Source organism: Streptomyces chengmaiensis (genome assembly GCF_029846775.1).
GTDB lineage: Bacteria > Actinomycetota > Actinomycetes > Streptomycetales > Streptomycetaceae > Streptomyces > Streptomyces chengmaiensis.
On sequence record NZ_JARWBG010000024.1, the window covers coordinates 1 to 16003 of the forward strand.

General features: G+C 74.6%; 10 protein-coding genes. 2 read left to right on the plus strand and 8 right to left on the minus strand.

Annotation, left to right across the window (positions count from 1 at the left end; all coding sequences use genetic code 11):
- The 8 genes from QCN29_RS20470 to QCN29_RS20505 all read right to left on the minus strand — a co-directional run.
- The coding region (locus QCN29_RS20470) for a condensation domain-containing protein (protein ID WP_279929850.1) at positions 1-1492 on the minus strand (1492 nt) is incomplete at its 3' end.
- Positions 1489-3300: a non-ribosomal peptide synthetase gene (locus QCN29_RS20475; protein WP_279929852.1), complete on the minus strand. Its 1812-nt coding sequence runs from the start codon at positions 3298-3300 to the stop codon at positions 1489-1491. The genes QCN29_RS20475 and QCN29_RS20470, both read right to left, overlap by 4 nt.
- Before the next feature lies 1 nt (position 3301).
- Entirely contained in the window at positions 3302-5194 is a 1893-nt protein-coding gene (locus QCN29_RS20480; RefSeq protein ID WP_279929853.1) for an amino acid adenylation domain-containing protein, read from the minus strand.
- Positions 5195-5222: 28 nt separating this feature from the next.
- Entirely contained in the window at positions 5223-6419 is a 1197-nt protein-coding gene (locus tag QCN29_RS20485; RefSeq protein ID WP_279929854.1) for an acyl-CoA dehydrogenase family protein, read from the minus strand.
- The gene (locus QCN29_RS20490; RefSeq protein WP_279929856.1) at positions 6416-9508 is read right to left on the minus strand and encodes a non-ribosomal peptide synthetase; all 3093 of its coding nucleotides are present in this window, start codon (positions 9506-9508) and stop codon (positions 6416-6418) included. The genes QCN29_RS20485 and QCN29_RS20490 overlap by 4 nt, the downstream gene beginning before the upstream one ends.
- Before the next feature lie 88 nt (positions 9509-9596).
- Positions 9597-10838 (minus strand): condensation domain-containing protein, encoded by a 1242-nt coding sequence (locus QCN29_RS20495; RefSeq protein ID WP_279929857.1) that lies wholly within the window; start codon positions 10836-10838, stop codon positions 9597-9599.
- A 28-nt stretch (positions 10839-10866) separates the two neighbouring features.
- Positions 10867-12147, minus strand: a complete 1281-nt coding sequence (locus tag QCN29_RS20500; RefSeq protein ID WP_279929859.1) for an MFS transporter — start codon at positions 12145-12147, stop codon at positions 10867-10869.
- 329 nt (positions 12148-12476) lie between these two features.
- The gene (locus tag QCN29_RS20505; RefSeq protein WP_279929860.1) at positions 12477-13358 is read right to left on the minus strand and encodes an SDR family oxidoreductase; all 882 of its coding nucleotides are present in this window, start codon (positions 13356-13358) and stop codon (positions 12477-12479) included.
- Positions 13359-13563: 205 nt separating this feature from the next.
- Here QCN29_RS20505 and QCN29_RS20510 point away from each other — a divergent pair, with 205 nt between their 5' ends.
- Both QCN29_RS20510 and QCN29_RS20515 read left to right on the plus strand, forming a co-directional pair.
- Positions 13564-14616 (plus strand): LysR family transcriptional regulator, encoded by a 1053-nt coding sequence (locus QCN29_RS20510; protein ID WP_279929862.1) that lies wholly within the window; start codon positions 13564-13566, stop codon positions 14614-14616.
- Between the two features lie 217 nt (positions 14617-14833).
- Entirely contained in the window at positions 14834-15982 is a 1149-nt protein-coding gene (locus tag QCN29_RS20515) for a hypothetical protein (RefSeq protein WP_279929864.1), read from the plus strand.
- The last annotated feature ends 21 nt before the right edge of the window (positions 15983-16003 follow it).

Sequence of the window (16003 nt, forward strand, 5' to 3'; positions counted from 1 at the left end):
CCGGCCGCGCGGCCGGGTCCGCCGCCCCGGCCGGACCGGGCTGCCGGGCCTGCCCGGCCCGCCCGCCCGGCGCGGGGACGTCCTCCGCCTGCGCCCGACCGGGCCGGGACAGCGGCCGCCCGGGATCCGACGAGACCGACGCCAGGAGATCCGCGAAGGACCGCAGCAGCCGCCGCGCACCAGCCTCGTCGAGCCGGCCCCGGTCGTACTGCACCAGGCAGCGCGGCGCTTCGGGAACGGCCTCGAGATAGAAACCCAGACCGAACTTGGCCCGGCCCAGGTCGATCTCCACAGGCTCCGCCCGTGTCCCCGCCAGCCGCAGCGCGAGGGGCTCCGGCAGCACATCGGCGGTGACCGCGACCAGCGCGTCGCCGCTCTCACCGCGCGCTGTCTCACCCAGCCGCTCCACGATCAGGTCGAAGGGCGCCTCGCGGTGCTGCTGAGCTTCCAGCAGCCCGTCCCGCACCCGGGTCAGCAGCGTGCCGAAGTCCGGCGCGCCGGCCAGATCCGCCCGTATCGGCAGGGTGTTGACGCACAGCCCGACCAGATCGCGCAGCCCCGCCCGCTCCCGGTGGCTGCTCGCGCAGCCGACCACGAGGTCCTCCCGGCCCGTGGCCTCCAGGAGCGTGGCGAACGCCCCGGCGAGGACCACCGTGAACAGCGTGGCCCGATGGTCGCGGCCCACGGCCCGCAGCCCGTCGACGGCCTCGGGCGTCAGCTCCGCGGACAGCACCCGCGACCGACCGCGCAGCGCGGGGTCGCCGCCGGGCAGCGGCACCGGCCCCGCACCCGCCAGCCGCTTCGACCAGTAGGCGAGCCCGGCGTCCAGGGACGCGGTGTCCGCGCGCTCGCGGCGGGCGAAGTCCGCGTACTGCGGGGCCGGTTCGGCGAGCCCGGGGGAGCGGCCCTCGCGTACCGCCGCGTACAGCTCCGCGAGCTCCCCGGCCAGCACACCCAGCGATCCGCCGTCGACCGCGATGTGATGCAGCGTCAGCAGCACCGTCGCGTCCTGGGGCCCGTGCCGCACGACCAGGGCGCGCAGCACCGGACCCGCCGTCAGGTCGAAGGGGGCCTCGGCCTCCTCGCGCAGCGCGGCGGGGTCGTCTGCCACGCGCACCGGCACCGGGCAGACCGGCCCGACCTCCTGGTACGGCTCGCCGTCCCGCTGTCCGTACCGGGTACGCAGCACCTCGTGGCGGCGCACCAGGGCCGTCAGCGCACTGCCGAGCGCCTCCAGGTCGAGGGGGCCGCGCAGCCGGGTCGCGAACGGCACATTGTAGGCGGCCGGGTCATGGCCCAGGCGCTCCATCAGCCACATGCGGCGCTGGGCCCGGGAGAGCGGCGCCGGGCCCGCCGCGCCCGCGGCGTGCGCAGCCGCCGTCAGGCCGGCCTTGGCGCGGCGCTCGCGGGCACGGCGCAGCAGTTCGTGCTGCGTGCCGGCGTGCCCGTCGTCCGGCGCGCCGTGCCGGGACACGTTCCCCGCAGTGCTCACCCGTCCTCCCCGAGCATGTCGCGCAGCGCCTGTTCGACCAGCTGGGCCTGGCCCGCCACCGTGGGGTCCGCGAAGAACTCCGGGAGCGTCAACTCCACCCCGAGCTCCTCGCGCAGGTCGTCGACGATCACCAGGGCGAGCAGCGAGTGCCCGCCGAGGTCAAAGAAGTCCGCGTCCGCCCGGTCGACTTCCTGCTCCAGCGCCCGGCCCCACAGTTCGGCCACCGCCCGCTCGATGGGGGACAGCGCGGGGCCGACGCCCTCCGGGGCCGTCTGGGCCGCGCCCGCAGGCCGTTCGGCGAGCGCGCGCCGGTCGACCTTGCCGCTGCCGGTGAGCGGCAGCGCATCGAGGAACGCCCACGCGCCTGGCGCCATGTGCGCGGGAAGCAGCCCGATGGCGTGGTCGCGCAGCGCGACGGGATCGGGGCGCCGCGCGCCGGGCACGACGAACGCGGTCAGCCGGGCGTCGTCCTCCGAGCGCCGCTGCACCACCACGGCGGCGTCCGCCACATCCGGATGGGTGCGCAGGGCGTGCTCCACCTCCCCCGGCTCGATGCGGAAGCCGCGCACCTTGAGCTGGTCGTCGGCCCGGCCGTGGAAGTCGAGCACGCCGTCGGCGCGTACGGAGACGAGGTCGCCGCTGCGGTACAGCCGCCCGTGCACCGGGTGCTCGGCAAAGCACTCGGCCGTGCGCTCGGGCTGTCCGAGATAGCCCAGGGCGAGACGGGGCCCGCCGATCCACAGTTCGCCGACGGCCCCCGGGGACACCGGCTCGCCCTGCGCGTCGAGCACATGCGCCGTCGCGCCCTGAACGGGCCGCCCGATGGGCGGCGGCCCCGCGCAGTCCGCCTCGCGGACCCGGTGCGCGGTGGCGAACACCGTGGCCTCGGTGGGCCCGTAGACGTTGACCAGCTCCAGCCAGGGATGGGCCCGCAGCACGGTGCGGGCGTGCTGGGCCGACAGGGCCTCGCCGCCGACCAGCACGCCGCGCAACACGGAGAACAGCGGCGACTGCCGGGCGGCGAGATGGTGGAAGAGCGCCGTGGTGAACAGCGCCACCGTCGCCCCCAGCCGCTCCACGTCCCGGGAGAGGTCGTCGAGCGAGCGCCGGTCGGCGGTGGAGACCGCCACCGCCGCGCCGTTGGCCAGCGGCGCCCACACCTCGAAGACGGAGGCGTCGAAGGTGAGGGGCGAGTGGAACAGGACGCGGTCGCGCGCCGTGAGCGTCGTGAAACCGGGCGCGGCCGCCAGCGCGGCCACCGCGCGGTGCGGGACGGCCACCCCCTTGGGGCGACCCGTCGAACCGGAGGTGTAGAGCACATAGGCGGGGGCCGAGGGCTCGTACGCGGCCGGTTCGGGCGTCTCGCCCCTGGGGAGCTCCGCCACATCGCGCGGCAGCGCGAGTGCCCGCTCGGCCGGGATGCCCGCGGCCTCCAGCAGATTCTTGTCGCCGACCGTCAGCACGGCATCGGTGTCGGCGAGCATCGCCTGCGTGCGCGAGCGCGGATACCCCGCGTCAAGCGGCACATAGGAGCCGCCCGCCCACCAGACGGCGAGCTGGGCGACGACCGTGCGCACCGAGTGCGGCAGCAGCATGCCGACCGCTGCACCCGGGCGGACCCCGCGCTCGCGCAGCGCTCCGGCCAGCCGTCCCGCGGCGGCCGTCAGCTGTTCGTACGTCAGAAAGGCCGTGCCGTCGGATACGGCCAGCGACCGCGGCGCGGACCGCGCCCGGTCGGTGATGAGGGCGAGCATGCCGTCGCCCTGGTCGGCGGTGAACACCGCGGGGACTCCTTCGGTTCCGGACATCTCACACCCCTGCCGACACGGTGGCCCGCCGGGCGTCGACCAGCGCGGCGAGGCTGCGCAGATCTGGCTGGCGCAGTACCTCGGGCGCGCGCAGGCGAACCCCGCAGGACGACTCCAGAGCGGCCAGCAGCCGGGCCGCGGCGAGCGACGTTCCGCCCGCCGCGCGGAAGTTGTCCAGCGGGCCGAGCGCCACACCGCCCAGGAGCCCGCCGCACAGCCGGACGACCAGTTCCTCGGTGCTCTCGACGGCGACTGCCGCGCCGCCTCCGGCGGACGGGGCCGGCGACCGCTGCTCCTCGGCGTCCAGGAGTGCGGTGCGGTCCACCTTGCCGTTGGCGTCCAGGGGGAACGCGTCGACGTGGTGCAGACGTGCGGGTACCGCCTGTTCGGGCAGCCAGGCGCGCACGGCGTCCAGCAGCTCGGCGGCGGGCGCGGCCTCCCGCCCGGGCGCCCGCTGTGCGAACGCGATGAGTTGAAGGTCGCCGGCGGGCCCGGGGCGGGCGACGACGGCGGCCCTGCGGACGCGGGGGTCGCGTTCGAGCGCGGTTTCCACTTCGGCGGGTTCGATGCGTACGCCGCTGACCTTGACCTGGTCGTCGATGCGGCCCAGGAACTCCAGGACGCCGTCGGCGCGCATCCGCACCCGGTCCCCGGTGCGGTAGACGCGCTGACCGTCGGCGTCGGCGCCGGGCGGCGCGGGGACGAAGCGCCGGGCGGTGAGTTCCTCGTCGAGATAGCCCAGGGCCAGACAGCCGCCGCCGATGCGCAGTTCGCCGGCTTCGCCGCGGGGCACGATCCGGCCCGCGGCGTCCGTCACGCACACGGCCGCGCCGCCGACCGGAAGCCCGATCGGAGGCGCAACGGCGGTGTCCTCCCGCACGGGGTCGAGAGTGTGGACGGTGGTCGACACGGTCGCCTCCGCGGGCCCGTACACATTGTGCACCCGCGCGGTGACCTCCGGCGCGGGCCAGCGCCGCAGCCGGTCGCCCCCCACCACGAGGTGACGCAGGTCCTCAAGGCCGGGCCAGGGCCGCTCGAGCACCAGTTCCGCGAGCGGAGTCGGCAGGATCGCGCAGCTCACCCGGGCCCGCCGCCACCAGCCGGTGAGCGCCTCGGGGTCCCAGCGCACCTCCTCGGGCGGCACGGCCAGCGCGGCCCCGGTGGTGAGCGCCGCCCACAGCTCCATGATGTGCGGGTCGAAGGCGACGCCGATCAGCAGACTGTGCCGGTCGCCGGGGCCGGATCCGGTGTGTCCGGCGTACCAGGAGAGCAGCGCGCCGAGCGAGGCCCCGCCGACCGCGACCGCCTTGGGCACGCCGGTCGAACCCGAGGTGAGGACCGCGTAGAACGCCCCCTCGGGCGCGCCCGCCCGCCCGTCCCGCGCGGGCGGGAACACGGCCACGGCGTCGGCCGCGGCGTTCGCGCCGGCGGCCGGCAGGGGCAGCGGCAGCCGCTCTCCGTCCTCGTGCGAGACCCGGTCCCCGTGCGACGCCCCGTCCTCGTGCGGCACGGGCAGCAGCGCCGGGTCGCCGACCAGGCAGGCCATGTGCAGCCGTTCGGCCACCGCGGCGAGACGCCGCTCGCCCGGCCGGGGGCCCAGCGGCAGATAGACGGCGTCGAGCCGGGCGACGGCCACCGCGAGGGCGACCAGCGCCGCCGACCGGTCCAGGCACACGCCGACCAGGTCGCCGGGGCGCACCCGGTCGCGCAGGGCGTCCGCAGTGCGGTCGGCGAGCGCGTCCAGCTCGGCGTAGGTCCAGCGCAGTTCGCCGTCCTCGACGGCGGGCGCGTGCGGCGCGGTGCGGACCCAGTGGTCGAACCGGCCGAGCACGTCGAAGGGTTCCGCGGCCGCGCCCTGCTCGATGCTGAGCCGCTGCTCACAAGTGCTGTTCATCAGTGTTCCGTTCGTCGTCGGGTGCGGCTCAGCCCAGGCCCATGGCCCGGGCGACGATGACCTTCTGGATCTCGGACGTTCCCTCGATGATCGTCATCATCCGGACGTACCGGTACAGGAACTCCAGCGGATGTCCGCGCACCCAGCCCGTCGCACCGTGCACCTGAAGCGCCCGGTCCACGACCCGGACCGCAGTCTCGGACGAGGTCAGCTTGGCCAGCGCCGCGTTCTCCGGCGCCTCGGCGCCCGCGTCGACGAGCTGGGCGCAGGCGAGCGTGAGCAGCTTGGCCGACTCCACCTCGGCACGGCTGCTGACCAGGTGTTCCTGCACATGCTGGTACGAGCCGATGCGCTCGCCGAATGCGCGGCGCTCCCGCGCGTAGGCGACGCCCTGCGCCAGAGCGTGCTCGGCGATGCCGTTGCACATGGCGGCGACGACCAGGCGTCCCCGGGACAGGCTGTCGATGCCGTTGCCCATCGCCGCGCCGACGCCGTCCTCGCCGCCGATGACGGCGTCGGCCAGCAGCCGGAGCTCGTCCAGGATCAGCTCGAACATCGGCTCGCCCGACATGCCTTCGTAGCGCTGGCCGATCCGCAGCCCCGGGTTGTCCATGTCCACGATGAACGCGGTCGCCTCGCCGTCGACGGAGACCACCGCCAGGGCGAAGTCCGCGCGGTCGGCGTTGCTGACGAAGGTCTTGCGGCCGGACAGAACCCACTCGCCGGTGGCGGTGTCGCGCTGGCCGGTGCTGGTGAGGCGGAACGCGTCGGACCCGGCGTGCGGCTCGGTGAGCGCGAGGCAGCGTGTCGCCTCACCGCGCACCAGAGGCGCCAGATACCGCGCGATCTGCTCCTCGGTGCCCTGCAGCAGCAGCGGGCTCGGCCCGTCGGAGCCGGCCAGCGCGTAGGGGGCGAGCGGGCAGCCGCTGCGGCCCGCGGCGTGGTGCAGCAGCACGACGGCCGTGAACGGCATGCCGGCCCCGCCGAGTTCCTCCGGATAGTCGCCGGCGTAGAAGCCCAGCGCCGCCGAACGGCGGCGCACATAGTCGCGCAGGTCGGCCGGCGGCAGATCGGCGGTCTCCGGCAACTCGGCCGCCAGCGGCGCCAGCTCGCGGCGGATGAACGACTCGAAGGAGTCGACGAGTTCACGGCAGCCGTTCTCCAGCACCGAAGACGGAGTCGTCCCGGACCTCACCGCGGGCCCGGCGGGCGCAGCGCTCATCATGCGGCCACCTCGCGCACCGCGCGGGCCTGCTCGGCCAGGACCGGGTTCTGGAACAGCACACGCAGCGGCGGCCTGCCCCCGATCCGGGGCTCCAGCCAGGCGGCGAGCTGCGCGGCCAGCAGGGAGTGCCCGCCCACCTGGAAGAAGTGCGAGGACGGCGTGAAGTCCGCGTGCCCCAGCACTTCCCGCCAGCCCTCCGCCAGCAGCGCGACATCACGGTCCGCCGGCTCGTCGGCGGCCTCCGCGTCCTGCGGCAGATCGGCGAGCATACGGGTCAGCACATGCCGGTTCGCCTTGCCGCCGGGCAGCGCCGGCATGGCGTCCAGCCGCACCCAGCGGCCCGGGACCAGGGCCGTGGGCAGGCGCTTGGCCAGCGCCGCGTGCAGCGCGGACTGGTCCGGCTCCGCCTCCGCCTGGACGAACCCGACCAGCCGGGGACCCGCAGGACCCTCGCGGTCGAGGACCACCGCGCAGGACGCGCCCCCGAGTTCGGCCGAGGCAGCCGCTTCGACCTCCTCCAGCTCGATGCGGTAGCCGCGCAGCTTCACCTGGTTGTCGCGACGGCCCAGGAAGCACACCCGGCCCTCTCCGTCGCGGTAGCCGACGTCGCCGGTGAGATAGACCCGCGCGCCGCCGAGAGCGGGCACGTGCGTGAACCGGGTGTGCGTCGCCTCCTCGTTGCGGAGATAGCCGTCCGCGAGTCCGGCGCCGGAGATCGCGAGCTCGCCCACCGCTCCCTCGGGCAGGGGGCGCAGCCCGGCATCGAGGACGTGGACGCGTACACCGGGCAACTCCACGCCCAGCGGCGCCTCGGCGCCGTCGGCGAGATCGCCGGAGGTGATGTGGTGGACGGTAGAGGTCACGGCGGCCTCGGTGACGCCGTAGGCGTTGAGCACGGTCGCATCGGTGCTGTCGAGCAGCTCACGCAGTGCCTCGGCAGGCAGCCGTTCGCCGCCGACGACGATCAGACGTGGTGTGAAGCGTCCGTCGGCCAGCGCCTGGCACAGCTCCGTGCGCACCGCGAGCAGATAGCTCGTTGGCAGGTTGACCGTCGTGACCCGGCGTGCGGACACCACGGCGACCAGCTCGGCCGCGGTCGGCACCTCCCGCCGCGGAACCACCAGACAGGCCCCGGCGGCCAGCGAGGGCAGCACCTCCTCCAGCGCCACGTCGAACGACGGCTGCGCGAACAGCAGCACCCGGTCCTCGCCGCTCAGGCCGTAGCGCTCCGCGACGCCCGCCACATGGCCGGCCAGCGCCGCCCGGCCCACCGCCACCGGCTTCGGCAGCCCGGTGGAACCGGAGGTGTGAATGACGTACGCCGCGCCCTCGATCCGCTCGGCCTGCTGCGCGGCCGGGAAGTCCCCGCCGTCCAGCAGCGCCGGCGCCGGGCCCTCGGCGGGCAGTGCCAGCGCGCTCTCCCGCGTCGCCAGCACCAGCGCGGGACCCAGCCTGTCCAGCAGCGTCCCAAGCCGGGCCGCCGGGTCGTTGGGGGAGAGCGGACAGTACACCGCGCCCATGCGCAGACACGCCAGCAGCGTCACCACGCTCTCCACCCCGCGCGGCAGCACCGCCGCCACCGGCTGCCCCTCGGCCACCCCCGCCGCCCGCAGCCGGGCGACCAGCTCCTCGACCTGCCGGTCGAGTTCGCCGTAGGTCAGCTGGTGCGCACCGCTGACGAGCGCGGGCCGGGCCGGGTCCCGCCCGGGCAGCGCGTCCAGCACCTCAAGGTCCACGGCGTGCGGCTGCGCCGGAGCGTCGCCCCGGTGGGCGCCCAGCGCCGCCAGCGGCACGGTCGGAGCGTCCAGATAGGCCCGTACGAGCGCTTCGAAGCGCTCCATGAGGAGCCGTACGGTCCGCTCCTCGAACAGGTCGCGGTCGTAGTCCCACACCAGCGTCATCCCGGCGGCGCCGCGGCGCGGGCCGACCGTGCGCCGGTCGTCGGGCATGAGCACGACGTCGAGGTCGAAGCGGGTGGTGCCCGTGTTGAAGCCCTCGAACAGCGACACCTCCAGACCCGGGGTTTCGATCTCCGGCAGCAGCGCGTCGTGGGCGCTGAACATCACACTGAACAGCGGATTGTCCGCGCCGCCGGTGTGCAGGCCGAGCGCCCGCGTCAGCTCCTGGACCGGCGCTTCCTGGTGCGGCAGGGCCCGGATGAGGGTGTCGGTCACATCGTCGACGGCCGTGCCCGCCTCCTCCTGCGGGGTCAGCCGCAGCCGCAGCGGGACGGTGTTGACGAACATGCCCACGGTCTGCTCGAAACCCTCCGGCCGGTTGCCGACGGCCGTGCCCACGACCAGGTCGGACCGCCCGCTGTGGCGGCGCAGCAGTTCGGCGTAGAGCGTCAGAAGCGTGGAGAAGGGGGTGTGGCCCTGGGCGTCGCAGTGCGCGCGCAGTCGCTCGGCGAGGTCCGCGGGGATCGTCTGGCGCAGCTGGGCGCCCGCGTGGCGCCGCTGCACCCCCGGCCGTGCCAGACCCGGCAGCGGCAGGTCAAAGGCGGCGTCCTCCAGCTCGGCCGTCCAGTGCGCCAGGCTCGCCGCGCGCTCGCGTCCCGCGGCGGCGCGCGCGTGCTCCTCGTACGAGCGGGCAGCGGTCAGTTCGACCTTCTCGCCGCGCACCCGGGCGCCGTAGACCGTGAACACGTCGCGCAGCAGGATCGCGAAGGAGTGCCCGTCGTGGATGAGGTGGTGCTCGACATGGACGAGCCGGTGATGCGCGTCGCCGAGCTTGACCAGGCGCCAGCGCAGCAGCGGGGCCTCGAAGGTGTCGAGAGGCGCCTCGGCCTCAGCGCGCAGCAGCGCCGCGAACGCGGACTCGGGGTCCGTCTCGCCGGTCAGGTCGACCGTCCGCAGCCGTGGCGCGCACTCCTCGCGCACCCGCTGCCCGGGTATCCCGCCCGGCTGTTCGACCAGTTCGAGGCGCAGCCCCGGGTGCCGGTCGAGGGCGGCGGCCAGCCCGTCGCGCAGCGCCGCCTCGTCGAGTGAACCGCGTAGATCGACGGTGGCGGTGAAGTTGTAGGCGCGACTGCCGGGCAGCATCTGCTCGTGCAGCCAGACGATCTCCTGCGACGGAGAGAGTCCGAACATGATCAGTCCTTTGGGTGGTGGCTGAACAACGGCCGGCCGCCGCGCGCCGTTCGGGCGCGCCCGGGCCGGAGGGGGACGCGGACCGGCCCTATCGGGCCAGCGCGTCGAGAAGGCGGGCGAAGGCCTCTTGGGCGAGGCCGTCGGCGACGGCGGCGCGGTCCCAGGTCATACGGACGAGGAGGTCGGCCCCGTAGGAGACCGATACCGCGAACGGGCCCTGGACCGGGCGGCCGTCGATATGCGTCTCGCGCCCGGTGACGCCGCCGAGCACCAGTTCGGGGCGGTGTCCCAGGTCCTCGAAGGTCAGCAGCCCGTCGAGCGCCCCGGACCACTCGCACCCGGCGGCGCGGGCCGCCCTGGTCACCTCGTCGAACGGGGTGTCGGCGTGATCGAGGTCGTCCCACCAGGCGGCGGGGTCGGCTCCCGGCGCGGCAGGGTGGACGACGGTGTTGAGGAAGCAGCCGAGCACCGGCGGCGCGGCGGCGGGCCGCCCGCCCCACGGATAGCCCAGCGGGGGCAGGCAGTCGGGGCCGTACAGGACGCGAGCCGCGTCGGCGCAGGCGTCCAGCAGGACGGGGAAGGCCGCGGCCCGGCGGTCGCCGTCCGCGACCGGCAGCCGCGCCTGTGCGGTCCCGGCGGCCTGCCCGGCGCCCGGACGGCGGGCAGGGGCCGCGGGCCGGAGCGGGGCCAGGCGCTGCGCCCAGTAGGCGAGGGCTTCGCCGGAGGACGCCCGCGCTTCGGCGTCGAGTTGGAGATGCACGGCGTCGCGGTAGCCCTGGAGCGCCTCGGCGGCGGCCCGCGGTTCGACGTCTTCGGGGCGGAGGCGGTCGCGGTAGGCGGCGGACAGGTCGGCCAGGACCGCGCCGAGGGACTGCTCGTCGCACACGGCGTGGTCCATGGCGACGGCCAGGATCTCCTCGGGTCCGTCGTCGGCCAGGTACAGCCGCAGCGGCGGGCCCTCGGCGGACCAGGCGGTCAGGGTGCGCAGCAGCGCGTCGGCCGCGCTCTCGCCGGGCTGCCGCGGGGCTCTGCGCACCTCGGCGACCGGGTCGCCCATGCGCTGGACGGGTGTGCCGCGCAGCGTCTCGGGACGGGCCCGCAGCGCAGGATGGGCGGCGGCCAGCCGGTCCGCCGCCGTCCGCAGCCGCGCCAGGTCGAGCGTTCCGGAGGGGAACGCGAAGAACAGCGGCACCACGGCCGGGCGGCCGGACGGGTCCATGCGGCGTGCGAGCAGGAAGCGCCGCTGGGCGCCGGTGACCGGCAGGAGCGCGTCCGTGCCGAGCCGTCGATAGCGGGTCAGGTAGAGCGAGGTGATGTTGCTGGACTGCACAGCGGCCTTTCGTGTCCCGTGCGGTACTTCAGGAGTGCGTGTGAACCGGGTCGGAGGAGTGCGGTGCGGTCGGCAGGTCGCGCATCCGGCGCAGCGGGGAGAGCAGCAGCGGCAGCGGCACCAGCAGATACCCGGCCGCGCACGCCCACAGCGCGGCACGAGGCCCCGCGGCCTGGGCGACGGCCCCGCCCGCCAGCGCGCCCAGCGGCATGGTGCCCCACACCATGAAGCGCAGGGTGGCGTTCATCCGCCCCAGCAGCTTGTCGGGGCAGAGCATCTGGCGGAAGCTCACCTGGGCCACGTTGTAGACGACCCCGCCGAAGAACACCGCCGCGGAGGCGACCGCGAACCAGATCGCCGCACGGCCCGGACCGGCCAGCGGCCACAGCACGGCGAAGGGCCCGGTCACGAGGGTGGAGAGCCAGATCACCCGGGCCTGCCCCACCAGGCGCGCCAGGGCGCCCGCGCACACGGCCCCGGCCAGACCGCCCACGGCCTCGGCGGAGAGCATCAGCCCCAGCACGCCGGGCGGCAGGTCGAGCACCCGGATCAGAAAGACCGTCTGGACGGCCAGGAGCATCGCCGTGAAGAAGTTCGCCACCGCGGTGGACACTGCGATCATCCGCAGGATCGGATGGCGGAGGACGAACGCCAGCCCCTCGCCGACCTGCGCGCGCAGGGACGTTCCGGAGGGGGCCTCGGGCCGAGGTTCGGCCACCCGCATGCGGCTCAGGAAGCACGCCGACACCAGATAGCTCAGCGCGTCCGCTGCCACCGCGAGCGGGGCCCCGAGCAGCTGCACCAGCCCGCCGCCGAGGCCCGGGCCCGCCACGTGTGCGGAGGAACGCACCGTCTCCAGCGCCCCGTTGCCCGCCACCAGCTGGTCCCGGCCCAGGACCCGCGGCAGGAAGCTCTGGTGGGCGACGTCGAAGAAGACCGTCGCCACCCCGGTCACCAGAGCCACCGCGTACAGCTGCGCCATCGTCAGCACCCCGGCCAGGGCGGCCGCCGGCACGCTGCCGATGGCCGCTGCCCGCACGAGGTCGGCGCGGATCAGCAGCGGAAGCCGCCGCATCCGGTCCACCCAGGCCCCGGCGGGCAGGCCGATCAGCAGGAACGCTGCGGTCTCCGCCGCGGTCAGCAACCCGACCTCAAAAGCGGACGCCTTGAGCTGCAGTACGGCCACGAGCGGCAGGGCGACCAGCGTCACCTGCGCCCCGACCTGGCTCGCGGCGGCCCCGGAGAGCAGCAGCCGGAAGTCGCGGTGATGTAAGGGCCCCGCCTTCGCGGCCCGTTGAGACGAGTACACGCGCCGACATTTGACGATGAAGATGTTTCGGGTCAAAGAGTGGGAGAGGATTCCGGACATTCTCTGCTTCATCACCCGGCGTCGCAGCCGACGCCCCGGCGACCCCCCGGTGTCGCGCGGCCGAACCGCGCACGTCGCAAGGCCCGCCCGGCCGCCGCTCACCCGGCCCGCGGTGGGCGTCGGTCAAGTGGGCGAGAAACAGATGTTGTGTTCGATCGCGAGTGGATCAGCTGATGATGGCCGGTGACAACGGCACCGCGATCTGCTAAAAGCGCACCCGGGTGCGCGCGGTCGGCCCGGGTGCGCGCGGTCGGATCGGCTCCGTCGGTTCACACGGCCGAACGGCTGTCGTCGCAGAAGCTGCGGAGGTCGTCGATGAGCCCCGGACGGGTCGGCTCCCAGCCCAGCAGTTCACGGGTCAGCCTGTTCGAGGCCGGCATGTCGAGCCCGACGAGGCGGGCCAGGAAACCGAAGTGAGCACCGGCGTCCTCGGCGGCCACGGCGGCCACCGGCACGTTCACACGCAGGCCGACGGCCTCGGCGATGGCGCGGATGGCCACACCCTCCTCGCCGACGCCGTGCAGCACCGATCCCGCAGGTGCCTTCTCCACCGCCAGACGGAACAGCCGCGCGGCATCGAGCCGGTGCACCGAAGGCCAGCGGTTGGACCCGTCGCCGAGATAGCCGGAGACGCCCTTCTCGCGGGCCACACCGGCCAGTTGCGCGACCAAAGCACATGTGATCCGGTCGTGGACCGTCGGCGCGAGCCGCACGACGCACGAGCGCACGCCGCGCTCCGCGAGCGCGAGCGCCGCCCGGACGCCGGCGTTCCGTGGGCTCGGCGAGGCAGGCGGCGCATCCCGCTCGGACCCCACAGGCCCACCGGAGGCGATGACCAGCGGCCGGCCCGAACCCTCGAGGACGTCGCCGAACGTCTCGACGGCGCGCAGCTCGGCGCGCGCCGCGGCCTCGTGCTGCGAGAAGTCGTGGTCGAAGGCCAGGTGGACGACCCCGTCGGACCCGGCGGCGCCCCCACGCAGGCCGTCGAGATCCTCCACCGCGCCGCGACGCACCTCCGCGCCGACGGCGGCCAGCGCGGCCGCCGCGGCATCCGAGCGGGCGAGCCCGACGACCTGATGCCCGGCGGTGACCAAATCGGATACAAGGGCGGAACCGATGAACCCGGACGCGCCAGTGACGAACACACGCATGGTGGTTCACTCCTTGAACAGAGCAGTCGATGACCGGCCCGATGGGACGCTCGAACGGCGTCCGGCCGGTTGATCCCACTCTGAGGCGACCGCGCAGTACAGGTCCAATGAATCCTTCGCATGGGGCGATGCCACCGGTGCATCGCCCCCCGGCGACGGCGCCCGCCCGGGCCTTGACGGGACCCGCGAGCGCTACGCTGGAACGGTGCCCGACCCGCCCCCGCCCCCAGCGACCCTCGATCTGCGGCTGGTGTGGTGCTTCACCGTCGTGGCCGAACACCGGCACTTCGGCCGGGCCGCCGAAGCCCTGCACACCACCCAGCCGTCCCTGAGCCGGCAGATCCACCGCCTCGAACGGCAACTGGGCGCCCGCCTGTTCGCACGCACGCCCCACGGCAATCACCTCACCGAAGCCGGCGAGGTCTTCCTGCCGCTCGCCACCGCCCTGCTGCGCTCCGCCGACCGGGCCGCGGCGCGTACCCGGGCCGCCGCCCTGCCCAGCCGCATCACCATCGGCTACACGCCCGGCATCATCATCACCCCGGCCGTGCGCGAACTGCGCCGCGAGCACCCCGAGGCCGAGGTGCGAACCCTGCACCTGGCCGCGGACGCGCCGCGCCCGGCTCTGCTGGACCACCGCGTGGACGCCGTGGTCACCCGGCTGCCGCTTCGGACCGAAGGCCTGGACGTGACAGCGCTCCACGACGAGCCCCGGGTCCTGGTCGTGCCGCGCGACCACCGGCTGGCCGGCAGGGAATCGGTCACCCTCGACGACATCGCCGACGAACCCCTGCCCAAGGTACGGGGGGCCGATCCGCTCCTGAGCGCCTTCTGGCGCATAGACCCCAGGCCCGACGGAAGCCCGGCCCCCGACGGCCCGCTCGTCGAAGCCGACGAGGACAAGTATGAACTCGTCGCCGCGGGCCAGGCCGTGACCGTCTCCGCCGGCGTCCGCGCCCGCACCCTGCGCCCCGACCTCACGACCGTCCCGCTGGAAGGCGTCGAGCCCAGCCACGTCATACTGGCGACCCGCGACCGCGACCGCAACCGCCTCGTGGCGGCCTTTCGCCGCCACGCCCGAGCCCACCTCGCCGGCCAGCCCGGCGGCTCCGGCGACCCCCGCGGTTCCGGCACGCAGACTCCGCGGCTTGTCGGCGACGGCCAGGGCAGGATCGCCGATTTCAGAGAAGGCATCGTCACGGCGTTGGCGGCCGCCGGGGAACTGCGTCACACCGAGGATCCTCTCAAAGGCCCGTGAGAAGCGGGACGTCCATGCTGCTGCTGACCTGAGCGCCGGTGATGGCCACGGCAACTCGGCACGGCCCGGCCGAGTGGCTGCTCCGAGCCGGTGCACCAGGGCAGCCGACTCGGCGCAGGGCAGCCGGCTCGGCGAGATCGGCGATGTGGGAGGCTGCGTACGTTTGTGCGGACGCCGTGGAGGCGGGATACGGGTGGGCAGGGAAGCGGGGGAACACGTGGAAAGCTGGGCGACGCGGCACCGCAGGGGTCTTCGGGGCTCTGCCTGTGCGGTACTCGTCCTGGTCGTCGTCGGCTTCTCGGTCCGGGCTCCGGTGATGGACTGGTGGCTGTCACGCGAGGCGTGCGGGGGCGAGCTGCCCGGCGGCGATCTGGAGACCGTGCGCCCGGACACGCGGCTCGGGACGGAGCGGGAGTCCTTCGACGAGGACCGCGGCGAGTACCACTGCGTGCTGGAGACCGACCATGGCAAGGTCGTGGTCGCCGTCGACGCCTATCTGGACGAAGCGGACCGGGAAGAGGAACTGTCCTTTGCCGGGAGGTCCTACCCGCCCCACGCCGTGCTGCCCGGCGGACTGCCCGGCTTCGAGGCCCAGGACAGCCTTGTCTACCTCATGCCCGAATGCCCGAGCGGCGGCCCGGAACCCCATGGGGAACGCCGCAGGCTGCTCGTGGGCACCTGGACGTACTTCGCCGAGAGCCGCGAGGAGAAGGCGGCCATGCTGCGGCTCGCGGTGCGGATGACGAACGCGGTGTCCGAGAAGCTCGGCTGCGGCGGCGAGCCGCTTCCCGAGCCGGAGGACGGGGCGGTGCCGGACACCGGCACGTATGTGCTCCGTGCGGAAGCAGAAGGCACAGCCTGCGGCGCTCTCGCCACCACCCGCGTCCCGGCGGAAGGACGCGACGGCGTGGTACGCATCGCCGTCGCCGACGGCGGTGTCGTCGGGCGCTGCACCCTGCGCGCGCCGGGGGAGACGGGCGGCCACGCGGACCGGAACGACGGCGCGGACCTGGGCAGACCGCTCGTCGAACTCACCAGCTGGCGTGGCGACTGGGGCACGAAGGCGCGCGAGATGGGCTCGGGGCCCGACCCGCTGCCGATGGGCGACGGGACGTGGAAGCCCGCGCTGACGGAGCACAGGGCGTGGGCCGTCGCCCGGTGCGACGGCGAGAACGCCGGTTTCGCCGCGCACTGGGGCTACGACTACCCCTACCGGGAGAGGGGCGAAGAGGGGAAGTACGAGCCTCCGACGGAGGCCGAGCTGAAGGAGCGTCGTGCCCTGTTGCGCGAGTACGTAGCCGCGTTCGCGGAGGACCAGGTACGGCGCGGGAACTGCACGGAGTTGCAGCTGCCGGCAAACCCGTGAGACCTGCGGCCCCGGGCCGGC